This is a genomic window from Paraburkholderia sp. HP33-1, from assembly GCF_021390595.1.
Taxonomy (GTDB): Bacteria; Pseudomonadota; Gammaproteobacteria; order Burkholderiales; family Burkholderiaceae; genus Paraburkholderia.
Window position 1 is genome coordinate 470,335 of record NZ_JAJEJR010000001.1, and the last position, 13,693, is coordinate 484,027.

Sequence of the window (13,693 nt, forward strand, 5' to 3'; positions counted from 1 at the left end):
GAGGACGACGATGGACTGCGTTTTTTGCCGTGAAGACGGCGGCGATGTGCTGTGGCAGGACGACTCGTTGCGCGTCGTCCTCACCGACGAACACGATTACCCGGGATTTTGCCGGGTCATCTGGAACGCACACGTCGCCGAGTTTTCAGATCTTTCGGACGGTGAGCGCGATCACGTGATGAAGGCCGTGTACGCGGTCGAGCGCGCGCTGCGGCGCGTGATGCAGCCCGCCAAGGTCAATCTCGCGAGCCTCGGCAACCAGGTGCCGCACGTGCACTGGCACGTGATTCCGCGTTTCTCGAACGACGCGCATTTCCCCCTGCCAATCTGGGCGCCGCGCCAGCGCACGGTGTCTGAAGCGATGCTGTCGTCGCGTCGCGCGCACGCCACGCTGCTGCGCGAAGCGGTGCGGCAGGAAATCGAACAGGCGCTGGGCTGAGCGTCGCTGAATCCGTCGCCCGTGTCGCCGGACCCGAGCCGGCGCACCGGGCGGCTGACCGTCGTTACCACCCGCCGTTATCTGATGAGGCCAACATGAGCGGATTGACTCCCGAGACTCCAGTGCCGACCGGCGTGGTCGTGCATTCGAAGTCGCGCGTGCTCGAACTGCAGTACGCGAACGGCGAAGCGTATCGCCTGCCGTTCGAGTTGCTGCGCGTGTATTCGCCGTCGGCGGAAGTGGCGGGCCACGGGCCCGGCCAGGAAACGCTGCAGACCGGCAAGCGCGAGGTCACGATCACGATGATCGAAGGCGTCGGCAACTACGCGCTGCAGCCGACCTTCTCCGATGGACACTCCACCGGCATCTACTCGTGGGACCTGCTGTACGACATGGCTGTGCGTCAGGATGAACTCTGGCGCGCGTATCTCGCCAGACTGGCAGCGGCCGGCCTCGACCGCGATACACCGATGGTGCCTGCCGCTGCTGCGCACGGGCACTGTCACTGATACGATTCGCCCCCGAACGCCGCTCGAGCGGCGCAACATTCAAGAACACGCGAAAGGACGAGCGCGATGAGCAAAACCCACTTCGGCTTTCAATCGGTCGACGAACAGGACAAGGCGCAGAAAGTGGCGGGGGTGTTCCACTCGGTGGCCGCGAACTACGACCTGATGAACGACCTGATGTCGGGCGGATTGCACCGGGCGTGGAAGATCTTCACGATCGCCCAGGCGAACGTGCGGCCGGGCTACAAGGTGCTCGACATCGCGGGCGGCACGGGCGACCTGTCGAAGGCGTTCGCGAAACAGGCGGGCGAGACGGGCGAGGTCTGGCATACCGACATCAATGAATCGATGCTGCGGGTGGGCCGCGACCGGCTGCTCGACAAGGGCATCATCACGCCGACGCTGCTCTGCGATGCCGAGAAAATTCCGTTTCCGGACAACTACTTCGACGTCGTGACAGTCGCGTTCGGCCTGCGCAACATGACCCACAAGGACATCGCGCTCGCCGAGATGCGGCGCGTGCTGAAGCCGGCCGGGCGCCTGCTCGTGCTGGAGTTCTCGAAGGTCTGGGATCCGCTGAAGAAGGTCTACGATGTGTATTCGTTCAAGGTGCTGCCGTGGCTCGGCGAGCGCTTCGCCAAGGACGCGGAGAGCTATCAGTACCTGGCGGAATCGATCCGCATGCATCCGGACCAGGAAACTTTGAAAACAATGATGGAACAAGCTGGTCTCGATGGCGTCAAATATTACAATTTGTCAGCTGGCGTGGTAGCTTTACATGTGGGGACCAAGTACTAGGGTTCCTAACCCATCGATTTTTAAAGGAAAGCGTGAAATGTCCGATTCGAATTTGTTATCTACTCGTAAAGTTAAGGTGTCGCTGGCGAGAAGAGTCGGACTGATCGCGATGGTCGGTCTGTTGATGGCCGGCACCCTTGCCTCCCTCGACGCCGAAGCACGCCGCCTGGGCGGCGGCCGCAGTTTCGGCCGTCAATCGAACAGCGTGCAGCAGAGCCAGACACCGTCGCCGTCACAGCCAGCGCAGAACAACCAGGCGACTCAGCAGCGCGCGCAACCTACACCCGCCACCACGCCCACGCCGCCCGCCGCGCCGAACCGCAATCGCTGGCTCGGGCCGATCGCCGGTCTCGCGGCCGGTCTCGGCATTGCCGCGTTGCTTTCGCATTTCGGGCTTGGCGAAGCATTCGCCGGCATGCTCGCCAACGTGATCGTGATCGCGTTGATCGCGATGGTCGTGATCTGGCTGATCCGCCGCTTCACCGGTCGCAAGCGCGCGAGCTCGCAGCCGGCGTATGCGGGCACGGCGCCGTCGCTGAACACGAACGCCACCGACTATATACAGGAGCCGCGTTACACTGCGCCGCCCACTGGCGCGTATCTCGAGCCGCTAGGCAATCCGTTGACCACGCCGTCGCTCGGCGCGGCGCCGTCGGTGCCGACCGGCTTCGATTCGGAAGCGTTCCTGCGCAACGCGAAGGTGTACTTCGTGCGTCTGCAGGCTGCGTGGGACGTCGGCAATATCGAGGACATCCGCGAATTCACGACGCCGGAAATGTTCGCCGAAGTGCGCGTCGATCTCGCGTCGCGCGGCACGCAGCCGAACCAGACCGACGTCGTGCAGCTGAACGCCGAGTTGCTCGGCGTCGAGGAGCGCGCGAACGAACACTTCGCGAGCGTGCGCTTCTCCGGTCTGATTCGCGAGCAACCGGGCGCGGCGGCCGAGCCGTTCGTCGAAGTGTGGAACCTGTCGAAGTCGAACCGCGCCGGCGAAGGCTGGCTGCTTGCCGGCATCCAGCAGGTGGAGCAGCATTGACATGCCGAAGACTCAGGTCGGGTTTGGCTCGAATAGTGCGGGCCGCGGCAGAGCGATTCCTGACTTTGCGCATGGCTTAGGCCGTTCGGCATAGAAGGCCGCGAAGCGAACGGACGTTACAATGGGAACCCGCGCAAGCACCTCGCTCGCGCGGGTTTTTTCTTGCCACTTTCGATGACCCTCGCCGCCAAGCCCTTCGCTGCTGCTGTCAATCATCTGCTCGCCCGCGAATCGTGGGCTCGTGAGCGCCTCGCCCCGTACGCGGGCAAGACCGCTCGCCTATCATGTCCGCCGGTTGTGCTCGCGCTGCTCGTGCAGCCCGATGGTTACCTCGGCACGCTCGACGAAGCCGATGCGCATCAGTTCGACGTGACGATCTCGGTGCCGTCCGACGCACTGCCGGCCTTCCTGCAAGGTGGCCAGGCCGCGGTGATGAAGCACGTGAAGATCGAGGGTGACGCTGAGTTCGCGACCGTGATCGCGAAGCTCGCCGAGCATCTGCGCTGGGAGCCGGAGGAAGATCTCGCCAGGCTTATCGGCGATGGACCCGCGTGGCGCGTCACGTCGCTCGTGCGCTCGGTCGGCGAGCATGTGCAGCGCACCGGTCGTAACCTGCTCGACACCGCCGCCGAGTATCTGCTCGACGAGAATCCGCAACTGGTGCGCCGCACCGCGCTCGCGGACTTCAACGTCGAGCTGGCGCGCGCGCGCGATTCGCTCGCGCGCGTCGAGAAACGCGTCGAGCGTCTCGAACAGAAGGTCGAAGCCCGCGGCGCGCATGCGCCGGGCGGCGCCGCCACGTCGCGCGGCACGCGCTAGTCAACGGGCCCAGTCATGCGTTTTCTGCGTTTTCTCAAGATATTTTTTACGGTCATCCGCTTCGGCCTCGATGAAATGATGCTGAGCCGCATCAACGACCGGCGCGTGCGTCTGCTGCTGCGTATCACGACGCTCGGCCGCAAGTTCGAGGCGCCGCCGGGCGTGCGCTTGCGGCTCGCGCTCGAAAGCCTCGGGCCGATCTTCGTCAAGTTCGGCCAGGTGCTGTCCACGCGCCGCGATCTGCTGCCGGTCGACATTGCCAATGAACTCGCGAAGCTGCAGGACCAGGTACCGCCGTTCGATTCGGCGGTCGCGATCGCGCTCGTCGAGAAGTCGCTCGGCGCACCGGTCGACGTGCTGTTCGACGAGTTCGAACGGGTGCCGGTCGCGAGCGCATCGATCGCGCAGGTGCACTTCGCGAAGGTGAAGGCCGGCCAGCATGCAGGCAAGTCGGTCGCGGTCAAGGTGCTGCGCCCGAACATGTTGCCGGTGATCGATTCCGACCTCGCGCTGTTGCGCGACATCGCCGTGTGGGCTGAACGTCTGTGGGCCGACGGCAAGCGCCTGAAGCCGCGCGAGGTGGTCGCCGAATTCGACAAGTACCTGCACGACGAACTCGACCTGATGCGCGAAGCCGCTAACGGCAGCCAGTTGCGGCGCAACTTCCACGGGCTCGATCTGCTGCTCGTGCCCGAGATGTACTGGGAGTTCTGCACGCCCACGGTGCTGGTGATGGAGCGCATGGTCGGTGTGCCGATCAGCCAGGTCGATACGTTGCGCGTGGCGGGCGTCGACATTCCGAAGCTCGCGCGCGAGGGTGTCGAGATTTTCTTCACACAGGTGTTCCGCGACGGCTTTTTCCACGCCGACATGCACCCCGGCAATATCCAGGTGAGCCTCGATCCCGCGCACTTCGGCCGGTATATCGCGCTCGACTTCGGCATCATCGGCGCGCTGTCGGACTTCGACAAAAACTACCTCGCGCAGAATTTCCTCGCGTTCTTCAAGCGCGACTACCATCGCGTCGCGACGCTGCATCTGGAGTCGGGCTGGGTCCCGCCGACCACGCGAGTCGAGGAGCTCGAAAGCGCGATCCGCGCGGTCTGTGAACCGTACTTCGATCGCGCGCTGAAGGACATTTCCCTCGGCCAGGTGCTGATGCGGCTGTTCTCGACGTCGCGGCGCTTCAACGTCGAGATCCAGCCGCAGCTCGTACTGCTGCAAAAGACGATGCTGAACGTGGAAGGCCTCGGCCGTTCGCTCGATCCCGAACTGGACCTGTGGAAGACCGCGAAGCCCTACCTCGAGCGCTGGATGAACGAGCAGATCGGCTTGCGCGGCTGGTACGAGCGTCTGAAGATCGAGGCGCCGCAGTGGAGCAAGACGCTGCCGCAGTTGCCGCGCCTCGTCCATAACATGCTGGCCGAGCGTCATCATCGTGTCGGCGGCGCGAACGACGACGTGATCCGCCAGATCCTGCTCGAGCAGAAGCGTACTAACCGTCTGTTGCAAGGCCTGCTGTTGTTCGGTGTGGCGGTCGGCGTCGGCGCGATGCTAGCGCGGGCGTTTCTGGCGCTGGCTTATGGGGGATAAATTCCAATGAGCGATCCGACCCAACCCCCCGTACCCGATTTCGCGAACCGCGATCCCAACTCGCCCGAGTTCTGGGACGAGCGCTTCGAGCGCCACTTCACACCATGGGATCAGGCGGGCGTGCCGTCCGCGTTTCGCGCGTTCGCCGAACGCCACCGTGACGCCGCCGTGCTGATTCCTGGCTGCGGCAGCGCGTACGAAGCGGTCTGGCTCGCACGCCAGGGCAACCCGGTACGCGCGATCGACTTTTCGCCGGCCGCCGTCGCTGCGGCGCACGCGCAGCTCGGCGCGCAGCACGCAGCGCTCGTCGAGCAGGCGGATTTCTTCACCTACGCTCCGCCGTTCGCACCGGCGTGGATCTATGAGCGCGCGTTCTTCTGCGCGCTGCCGCCGGCGCGCCGCGCCGACTACGCGCAGCGCATGGCCGGGCTGCTGCCGGCCGGCGCGTTGCTCGCAGGATTCTTTTTTATTGGCTCTACGCCGAAGGGACCGCCGTTCGGCATCGAGCGCGGCGAACTCGACGCGCTGCTCGCGCCGCACTTCGAGCTGATCGAAGACGAAGCGGTGACCGACTCGATCGCCGTATTCGCCGGACATGAGCGCTGGCTCACCTGGCGGCGTCGCGGGTAACGACCCGAGCCGCTCTTGAGAGGTCCACCGGTTGCCCCCATCTGGCTCGGTGGCGGGCGCGTCGTGCGTGCGCTTCCCGAAATCCGGGGAACGGACATCGTTTGCGGCTATAATTCAAGGCTTTGCAAGCGTTTACAAGATTTCAGTAGGGATTTGGAGTAGGAAAGGATCATGCCGATCTACGCTTATCGATGCGGGTCATGCGGTTTCGGGAAGGACGTGCTCCAGAAGATGAGCGACCCCCAGTTGACGCAGTGTCCCGAGTGCGGAAAAGACACCTTTAGCAAACAACTCACCGCCGCCGGCTTCCAGTTGAAAGGCTCCGGCTGGTACGTGACCGATTTCCGCGGCGGCAACGGCGGCGCGAGCGCGCCGGCCACGTCGGAAGCGAAGTCCGAGTCGGCTGCAGCTGCTGAACCGGCTGCGCAGGCTGCCTCGGCTACGTCGGCTGCCCCGGCCGCGCCCGCGGCCCCTGCCGCAGCGCCCGCCGCCGCGAGCCCGAGCGGTTCCGGCAGCGCCTAGTGGGACTGCCGCCCCGCGCGGGCGGCGTATCTACCGCGCATGGGCTATGGCCCGCGCAGCTTTCTGGCGGTACACATGACGACAAAGAAAACCACGCTCAAATCGGTGTTTCTGACCGGCCTGCTGGTGCTGGTGCCTCTGGCCATCACACTGTGGGTGCTCGGCCTGATCATCGGCACGATGGACCAGACGCTGCTGCTGCTGCCCACCTCGTGGCAGCCGGAACGCGCGATTGGCTACAAAATGCCCGGCCTCGGCGCGGTGCTCACGCTCGCGTTCATCTTCGTCGTGGGGCTGTTGACGCAGAACTTCATTGGGCAGAAGCTCGTGAAGTGGTGGGAACTGCTGGTCGCGCACATTCCCGTGGTCGGCCCGCTCTACACCAGTGTCAAGCAGGTGTCCGACACGCTGCTGTCGAGCAGCGGCAATGCATTCCGCAAGGCGCTGCTGATCGAGTACCCGCGCCGTGGTTCATATACGATCGCGTTTCTGACCGGCATTCCGGGCGGCGACGTGGTCAACCATCTGAAAGAAGACTACGTCAGCGTCTACGTGCCGACCACGCCGAACCCGACGTCAGGCTTCTTCCTGATGGTGCCGAAAAGCGAAGTGATCGAGCTCGACATGACGGTCGACGCTGCGCTCAAGTACATCGTCTCGATGGGCGTCGTGGCGCCGTCCGCGCCGCCGCCGGCGCCCGTGCGCCGCACCACCGTCGAGCCTCCGCTGTAATGCCGGCGCGCTACGCTTCATGCAGGATCGTCTGCGGCGCGCCGTTCAACCAATGCAAAACGAAAGACAAACATCATGTCGATGAGATCTGAATACTGCGGTCTGGTGACCGAAGAACTGCTGGGCCAATCTGTCTCGCTGTGCGGCTGGGTAAGCCGCCGCCGCGACCATGGCGGCGTCATCTTCATCGACCTGCGTGATCGCGAAGGGCTCGTTCAGGTCGTCTGCGATCCGGATCGTGCGGACATGTTCAAGGTCGCCGAAGGCGTGCGCAACGAGTTCTGCGTGCAGGTCAAGGGCGTCGTGCGCGGTCGCCCGGAAGGCACGACCAACGCCTCGCTGAAGAGCGGCAAGATCGAAGTGCTGTGCCACGAGCTGATCGTGCTGAACGCGTCGGTCACGCCGCCGTTCCAGCTCGATGACGACAACCTGTCGGAAACCACGCGCCTCACGCATCGCGTGCTCGACCTGCGCCGTCCGCAGATGCAGCACAACCTGCGCCTGCGCTACCGCGTGGCGATCGAAGTGCGCAAGTACCTCGACGAGCAGGGCTTCATCGACATCGAAACGCCGATGCTCACGAAGAGCACGCCGGAAGGCGCGCGCGACTACCTCGTGCCGTCGCGCACGAACCCGGGCCAGTTCTTCGCGCTCCCGCAGTCGCCGCAGTTGTTCAAGCAGCTGCTGATGGTCGCGAACTTCGACCGTTACTACCAGATCACCAAGTGCTTCCGCGACGAAGACCTGCGCGCCGACCGTCAGCCGGAATTCACGCAGATCGACTGCGAAACCTCGTTCCTGTCGGAACAGGAAATCCGCGATCTGTTCGAGGCGATGATCCGTCACGTGTTCAAAACGACGATCGGCGTCGAGCTCGCTGAGAAATTCCCGGTCATGGAATACGCGGAAGCGATGCGTCGCTTCGGTTCGGACAAGCCGGACCTGCGCGTGAAGCTCGAATTCACCGAGCTCACCGACGCGATGCGCGACGTCGACTTCAAGGTGTTCAGCACACCGGCCAACACGAAAGACGGCCGCGTTGCGGCGCTGCGCGTGCCGAAGGGTGGCGAGCTGTCGCGTGGCGACATCGACAGCTACACGGAATTCGTGCGCATCTATGGCGCAAAGGGTCTCGCGTGGATCAAGGTCAACGAGGCGGCGAAGGGCCGTGACGGTCTGCAAAGCCCGATCGTCAAGAACCTGCACGACGAAGCGCTGAAGGCGATCATCGAGCGCACCGGCGCGCAAGACGGCGACATCATCTTCTTCGCGGCGGATCGCGCGAAGGTCGTCAACGACAGCCTCGGCGCGCTGCGTCTGAAAATCGGTCATTCGGAATTCGGCAAGGCCAACGGTCTCGTCGAGACGGGCTGGAAGCCGCTGTGGGTTGTCGACTTCCCGATGTTCGAATACGACGAGGAAGACAACCGCTACGTCGCCGCGCATCACCCGTTCACGAGCCCGAAGGACGAGCACCTCGAGTACCTCGAAACGGACCCGGCGCGCTGCCTCGCGAAGGCCTACGACATGGTGCTGAACGGCTGGGAAATCGGCGGCGGCTCGGTGCGTATCTATCGTGAGGAAGTGCAGAGCAAGGTGTTCCGCGCGCTGAAGATCAACGCGGAAGAAGCGCAGGCCAAGTTCGGCTTCCTGCTCGACGCGCTGCAATACGGCGCGCCGCCGCACGGCGGTATCGCGTTCGGTCTGGACCGCATCGTCACGATGATGGCCGGCGCCGACTCGATCCGCGACGTGATCGCGTTCCCGAAGACGCAACGCGCGCAAGATCTCCTCACGCAGGCGCCGAGCGAAGTCGACGAGCGTCAGCTGCGCGAGCTGCACATCCGTCTGCGTACGCCGGAACCGAAGGTGTAACGCCGCGGCCGCTTCGCGCGGCCGGCAAGCGGTCTTGCAGGTGCCGGCCATCGAGCCGGCGGCCGCAAAAAAATCTACACAAGCGCAACGAAAAGGCGCTGAGGTGATCTCCACCTCAGCGCCTTTTTGTCTTTTTGCGTTACAGTGAAGCCACCGCTTTCCAGACTCTTTCGACCGTCATCCGACATGTACCGCGCGTATCGCCGCGCCCAGTTTTGAGCCATGCCGAAACCGCCGAAAATTCCGCAGTCCGTCCTCGTCATCATTCATACGCCCGCGCTCGACGTGCTGCTCATCGAGCGCGCCGATCATGCGGGGTTCTGGCAGTCGGTGACGGGTTCGAAGGACCAGCTCGACGAACCGCTCGCCGACACGGCGGTGCGCGAAGTCGGCGAGGAAACCGGCATCACGATCGGCGGCGCGCAGGTGCCGCGTAGCGCATTGTTCGACTGGCAGTACTCGATCGACTACGAGATCTACCCGGAATTTCGCTACCGCTACGAAGCGGGCGTGCTCTACAACACCGAGCACTGGTTCAGCCTGCAGGTCTCCGAGCGCATCGACGTGACGCTCGCGCCGCGCGAACACACCGCTTATATATGGCTACCGTATGAAGAGGCGGCATCGCGCTGCTTTTCGGCGTCGAATGCCGATGCGATCCTGCAGTTGCCGCGCCGGCTCGCCGCACGCCCGGTCGACACGCAAGCCGGCCCGCAGGCCGGGGAGCGTGGCCAGTGAGTGCAGGCGGCTCAGGCCGTTTCGCCCGACTGCGGCAAGCGTTGCTCGGCCGCCGCTACTGGCAGCGCTACCGCTTCACCAGTCACAACGAGGTCGAGCTGCTGCGCTCCGGCGACGATTTATTCGACGCGCTGATCGGGCGTATCGACGCAGCCGAGCACGATGTCGCGCTCGAAACCTACATCTTCTCCGACGACGAAGCCGGCCAGGCGGTCAGCGAGGCGTTGCTGCGCGCGGCCGCGCGCGGTGTCAGGGTGCGCGTGATCACCGACGGCATCGGCACCGCGCGCCTGAAGATGTTCGAGCAATGGCCGGCTGGCGGCATCGAGCATCGGATCTACAACCCGCATCTGTTCGGCCGCTTCGGCTTTTCGCGCACGCACCGCAAGCTCGCCGTGATCGACGATCAGATCGCATATTGCGGTGGCATCAATATCGTCGACGATTACGAGAACAACGGCGAGAAGCTGCCGTACCGCCGCTGGGACTTCGCGGTCGAGTTGCGCGGGCCGGTGGTCGCGGACGTTCGCTATGCGATTGATGTGCAGTGGCGACGGATTCGTGTCGGCCATCGGCCGCTCGAATCGATGAAGCCCGACCTGTCGCCGGACGACGCCAACTCGCTCGGCAGTCTGCGGCGGCGCCGGCGGCGCCGCAACGAGGCGCTGTGGGCGGGCGGCGAGCCGTGCGTCGCGTTCGTCGCGCGCGACAACCTGATCAACCGCCGCGCGATCGAAAAGGCCTACCTGGCCGCGATCGGCCAGGCGCGCCACGAAATCCTGCTTGCCAATCCGTACTTCATGCCGGGGCGCAAGCTGCGGCGCGCGCTGGTGTTCGCGGCGCGGCGCGGGGTGGTCGTGAAGCTGATCATCGGGCGCAAGGAGTTCAGGGCGCTCGATTACGCGGTGCCGTTCCTGTACAACGCACTGCTGCGCGCGGGCGTGCAGATCGCCGAATACGAGAAGACGCTGCTGCACGGCAAGGTCGCGGTGGTCGATTCGAACTGGGGCACGGTCGGCTCATCGAATCTCGATGCGCTCAGCCTGATGCTCAACAACGAAGCGAACGTGGTGCTCGTGAACGATCCCGCGATTGCCAGACTGCGCGACGCGATTCTCGGCGCGTTCGCCGACGCGCGTCCGATCGATGAAGCGCACTACGAATCGCGACCGGCACGGGTGCGCGCGCTGAGCTGGATCGCGTACACGAGCTACCGCGTCGCGATGAAGCTGCTGACGGTGGGCGGCTACGACTAGCACCGGGCAAAGAAATAGAACACAGGTGCGCCGCTCGGCAACCATCGATTCAAGGCAAACGCCTCTAAAAATCTGATTGATCTGATTGTCGAAACCCGCGAAATTGGAAACCCGTTAGAAACCGGTTTCTAATAAAGTCCTTGTTTCGCGGACGGCAACACTCAATAATAGTACGGCCGTTCGATTTTCATTTCGGTCACATTAGAACGGTAAAAAACAGCTATGCGAAAAGGCGAACAAACCCGAGCCGCGATTCTTGACGCAGCACTCGATCTGGCAGGCCGAGACGGACTGGAAGGTCTGACCATTGGCCTGCTGGCCGAGCGCATGCAGATGAGCAAGAGTGGTGTGTTCGCGCATTTCGGGTCGCGCGAGGACCTGCAGCTCGAGGTCGTGCGCGAGTATCACCGCCGTTTCGAGGACGAGGTGTTCTTCCCGAGCTTGCGCGAGCCGCGCGGTCTGCCGCGCTTGCGCGCGATGATTTCCCGCTGGATCGAGAAGCGCATCCAGGAAGTCACGACCGGATGTATCTACATCAGCGGCGCCGTGGAATACGACGATCGCGCGGACAGCCAGGTGCGCGAGCAGCTGGTGTCGAGCGTGACGATGTGGCGTGCGGCGCTCACGCGCGCGATTTCGCAAGCGATGGAAGAAGGGCATCTGCGAGCCGATACCGATCCGCAGCTGATGCTGTTCGAACTGTATAGCGTCACGCTCGGCCTGCATCACGACGCGCGCTTCCTGCATCTGCCGGATGCGGTGAGTCTCACGTGGGCCGCACTGGAAAAACTGATTAATTCGTATCAAAGCGAAAGCCGTTAGCAGCGTCGCCGGAACTTGCCGGAAACGCGCCGCGCAGAAGGTCCGTCCACGGACCCGGCCAACGGCCTGGCTTTTTGTCAAATTAGGGAGAGAGAGTCATGGGACAGTACGCCGCGCCGCTGCGCGACATGCAATTCGTGTTGCACGAACTGCTCAACGTCGAGGCTGAACTTCGGGAAATGCCGAAGCACGCCGATCTCGACGCCGACACGATCAACGCGGTGCTCGAAGAAGCCGGCAAGTTCTGCTCCGAAGTGCTGTTCCCGCTCAACCAAAGCGGCGACCAGGAAGGCTGCACGTATGCCGGCGACGGCGTCGTGACCACGCCGAAGGGCTTCAAGGAAGCCTATCAGCAATATGTCGAAGCCGGCTGGCCGGCGCTTGGCTGCGACCCGGAATACGGCGGCCAGGGGCTGCCCGCGTTCGTCAACAACGCACTCTACGAAATGCTGAACTCGGCGAATCAGGCGTGGACGATGTATCCGGGCCTGTCGCACGGCGCGTACGAATGCCTGCACGCGCACGGCACGCCGGAGCTGCAGCAGCGCTATCTGCCGAAACTCGTCGCGGGTATCTGGACCGGCACGATGTGCCTGACCGAGCCGCATTGCGGCACCGACCTCGGCATTCTGCGCACCAAGGCCGAACCGAACGGCGACGGCTCGTACTCGATCAGCGGCACGAAGATCTTCATCTCGAGCGGCGAGCACGATATGGCGGAGAACATCATTCACCTGGTGCTCGCGCGTCTGCCGGATGCGCCGAAGGGCACCAAGGGCATTTCGCTGTTCATCGTGCCGAAGTTCGTCCCGAACGAAGCGGGCGAGCCCGGCGAGCGCAACGGCGTCAAGTGCGGCTCGATCGAGCACAAGATGGGCATTCACGGCAACGCGACCTGCGTGATCAATCTCGACAACGCGAAGGGCTGGATGGTCGGCGAGCCGAACAAAGGCCTGAACGCGATGTTCGTGATGATGAACGCCGCGCGTCTCGGCGTCGGCATGCAGAGCCTCGGCCTCACCGAAGTCGCGTATCAGAACTCGCTCACGTACGCGAAAGAGCGTCTGCAGATGCGTTCGCTGACCGGCCCGAAGGCGCCGGAGAAGGCGGCCGATCCGATCATCGTGCATCCGGACGTGCGTCGCATGCTGCTCACCCAAAAGGCCTACGCCGAAGCCGGCCGCGCGTTCTCCTACTGGTCGGCGCTCCAGATCGACAAGGAGCTGTCGCACGCGGACGAAGCCGAGCGCAAGGAAGCCGCCGACCTCGTCGCGCTGCTCACGCCGATCCTGAAGGCGTTCCTGTCGGACAACGCGTTCGAGGGCACCAATCACGCGATGCAGATCTACGGCGGCCACGGCTTCATCGCCGAATGGGGCATGGAGCAGTACGTGCGCGACGCACGCATCAACATGATTTACGAAGGCACCAATGGCATCCAGTCGCTCGACCTGCTCGGCCGTAAAGTGCTCGGCGACATGGGCGCGAAGATGAAGAAGTTCGGCAAGCTCGTCGCCGGGTTCATCGAAGCTGAAGGCATCAAGCCGGAAATGCAGGAGTTCGTGAACCCGCTGGCCGACATCGGCGAAAAGGTGCAGAAGCTGACGATGGAAATCGGCATGAAGGCGATGCAGAACCCGGACGAAGTCGGCGCCGCGGCCGTGCCGTATCTGCGTACGGTCGGCCATCTGGTGTTCTCGTACTTCTGGGCGCGCATGGCGCGCATCGCGCTGGACAAAGAGGCATCGGGCGATCCGTTCTACAAGGCGAAGCTTGCGACCGCGCGTTTCTACTTCGCCAAGCTGCTGCCCGAAACGGCCATGACGATCCGCCAGGCGCGCGCGGGTTCGAAGCCGATGATGGACGTCGAAGAAGCGTTGTTCTGACGCTCACCCCGCGAGCGAGGCGCCCGTGGGTAGCGAAA

The 13,693-nt window shown here is 63.9% G+C and carries 14 protein-coding genes; all 14 read left to right on the plus strand.

The genetic code is table 11. The features are described 5' to 3' along the window. The first annotated feature begins 10 nt into the window (after positions 1-10). The 14 genes from L0U81_RS02170 to L0U81_RS02235 all read left to right on the plus strand — a co-directional run bounded on the left by L0U81_RS02170 (position 11) and on the right by L0U81_RS02235 (position 13,655). The gene (locus L0U81_RS02170; protein ID WP_233799951.1) at positions 11-439 is read left to right on the plus strand and encodes an HIT family protein; all 429 of its coding nucleotides are present in this window, start codon (positions 11-13) and stop codon (positions 437-439) included. A 95-nt stretch (positions 440-534) separates the two neighbouring features. Continuing rightward, entirely contained in the window at positions 535-948 is a 414-nt protein-coding gene (locus tag L0U81_RS02175; protein ID WP_233799952.1) for a gamma-butyrobetaine hydroxylase-like domain-containing protein, read from the plus strand. Between the two features lie 66 nt (positions 949-1,014). Then, positions 1,015-1,746: a bifunctional demethylmenaquinone methyltransferase/2-methoxy-6-polyprenyl-1,4-benzoquinol methylase UbiE gene (ubiE, locus tag L0U81_RS02180; RefSeq protein ID WP_233799953.1), complete on the plus strand. Its 732-nt coding sequence runs from the start codon at positions 1,015-1,017 to the stop codon at positions 1,744-1,746. 37 nt (positions 1,747-1,783) lie between these two features. Next, positions 1,784-2,782: a Tim44 domain-containing protein gene (locus L0U81_RS02185; protein WP_233799954.1), complete on the plus strand. Its 999-nt coding sequence runs from the start codon at positions 1,784-1,786 to the stop codon at positions 2,780-2,782. 174 nt (positions 2,783-2,956) lie between these two features. Continuing rightward, the gene (locus L0U81_RS02190) at positions 2,957-3,601 is read left to right on the plus strand and encodes a ubiquinone biosynthesis accessory factor UbiJ (protein ID WP_233799955.1); all 645 of its coding nucleotides are present in this window, start codon (positions 2,957-2,959) and stop codon (positions 3,599-3,601) included. Between the two features lie 15 nt (positions 3,602-3,616). Further along, on the plus strand, positions 3,617-5,194 hold the full coding sequence (gene ubiB / locus L0U81_RS02195) for a ubiquinone biosynthesis regulatory protein kinase UbiB (protein ID WP_233799956.1): 1,578 nt from the start codon (positions 3,617-3,619) through the stop codon (positions 5,192-5,194). Positions 5,195-5,200: 6 nt separating this feature from the next. Then, positions 5,201-5,824 carry a TPMT family class I SAM-dependent methyltransferase gene (locus tag L0U81_RS02200; protein WP_233799957.1) on the plus strand — a complete coding sequence of 208 codons (624 nt, stop codon included), beginning with the start codon at positions 5,201-5,203 and terminating at the stop codon, positions 5,822-5,824. 171 nt (positions 5,825-5,995) lie between these two features. Beyond that, positions 5,996-6,346 carry an FmdB family zinc ribbon protein gene (locus L0U81_RS02205; RefSeq protein ID WP_233799958.1) on the plus strand — a complete coding sequence of 117 codons (351 nt, stop codon included), beginning with the start codon at positions 5,996-5,998 and terminating at the stop codon, positions 6,344-6,346. A 75-nt stretch (positions 6,347-6,421) separates the two neighbouring features. Beyond that, the gene (locus tag L0U81_RS02210; protein WP_233799959.1) at positions 6,422-7,078 is read left to right on the plus strand and encodes a DUF502 domain-containing protein; all 657 of its coding nucleotides are present in this window, start codon (positions 6,422-6,424) and stop codon (positions 7,076-7,078) included. Between the two features lie 75 nt (positions 7,079-7,153). After that, positions 7,154-8,953 (plus strand): aspartate--tRNA ligase, encoded by a 1,800-nt coding sequence (aspS, locus tag L0U81_RS02215; RefSeq protein ID WP_233799960.1) that lies wholly within the window; start codon positions 7,154-7,156, stop codon positions 8,951-8,953. Positions 8,954-9,175: 222 nt separating this feature from the next. Next, positions 9,176-9,691 (plus strand): dihydroneopterin triphosphate diphosphatase, encoded by a 516-nt coding sequence (gene nudB, locus L0U81_RS02220; protein ID WP_233799961.1) that lies wholly within the window; start codon positions 9,176-9,178, stop codon positions 9,689-9,691. After that, entirely contained in the window at positions 9,688-10,947 is a 1,260-nt protein-coding gene (gene clsB, locus L0U81_RS02225) for a cardiolipin synthase ClsB (protein WP_233799962.1), read from the plus strand. The genes nudB and clsB overlap by 4 nt, the downstream gene beginning before the upstream one ends. Before the next feature lie 222 nt (positions 10,948-11,169). Then, positions 11,170-11,769 carry a TetR/AcrR family transcriptional regulator gene (locus tag L0U81_RS02230; RefSeq protein ID WP_233799963.1) on the plus strand — a complete coding sequence of 200 codons (600 nt, stop codon included), beginning with the start codon at positions 11,170-11,172 and terminating at the stop codon, positions 11,767-11,769. Between the two features lie 98 nt (positions 11,770-11,867). Next, complete coding sequence (locus tag L0U81_RS02235; RefSeq protein ID WP_233799964.1) at positions 11,868-13,655, plus strand: acyl-CoA dehydrogenase C-terminal domain-containing protein; 1,788 nt, start codon at positions 11,868-11,870, stop codon at positions 13,653-13,655. Positions 13,656-13,693 lie beyond the last annotated feature (38 nt).

Excerpts from the sequence above, each read along its gene's own strand:
- L0U81_RS02170 (WP_233799951.1), top strand. The coding sequence starts at position 11 with ATGGACTGCGTTTTTTGCCGTGAAGACGGCGGCGATGTGCTGTGGCAG.
- L0U81_RS02175 (WP_233799952.1), top strand. The coding sequence starts at position 535 with ATGAGCGGATTGACTCCCGAGACTCCAGTGCCGACCGGCGTGGTCGTG.
- ubiE (WP_233799953.1), top strand. The coding sequence starts at position 1,015 with ATGAGCAAAACCCACTTCGGCTTTCAATCGGTCGACGAACAGGACAAG.
- L0U81_RS02185 (WP_233799954.1), top strand. The coding sequence starts at position 1,784 with ATGTCCGATTCGAATTTGTTATCTACTCGTAAAGTTAAGGTGTCGCTG.
- L0U81_RS02190 (WP_233799955.1), top strand. The coding sequence starts at position 2,957 with ATGACCCTCGCCGCCAAGCCCTTCGCTGCTGCTGTCAATCATCTGCTC.
- ubiB (WP_233799956.1), top strand. The coding sequence starts at position 3,617 with ATGCGTTTTCTGCGTTTTCTCAAGATATTTTTTACGGTCATCCGCTTC.
- L0U81_RS02200 (WP_233799957.1), top strand. The coding sequence starts at position 5,201 with ATGAGCGATCCGACCCAACCCCCCGTACCCGATTTCGCGAACCGCGAT.
- L0U81_RS02205 (WP_233799958.1), top strand. The coding sequence starts at position 5,996 with ATGCCGATCTACGCTTATCGATGCGGGTCATGCGGTTTCGGGAAGGAC.
- L0U81_RS02210 (WP_233799959.1), top strand. The coding sequence starts at position 6,422 with ATGACGACAAAGAAAACCACGCTCAAATCGGTGTTTCTGACCGGCCTG.
- aspS (WP_233799960.1), top strand. The coding sequence starts at position 7,154 with ATGTCGATGAGATCTGAATACTGCGGTCTGGTGACCGAAGAACTGCTG.
- nudB (WP_233799961.1), top strand. The coding sequence starts at position 9,176 with ATGCCGAAACCGCCGAAAATTCCGCAGTCCGTCCTCGTCATCATTCAT.
- L0U81_RS02230 (WP_233799963.1), top strand. The coding sequence starts at position 11,170 with ATGCGAAAAGGCGAACAAACCCGAGCCGCGATTCTTGACGCAGCACTC.
- L0U81_RS02235 (WP_233799964.1), top strand. The coding sequence starts at position 11,868 with ATGGGACAGTACGCCGCGCCGCTGCGCGACATGCAATTCGTGTTGCAC.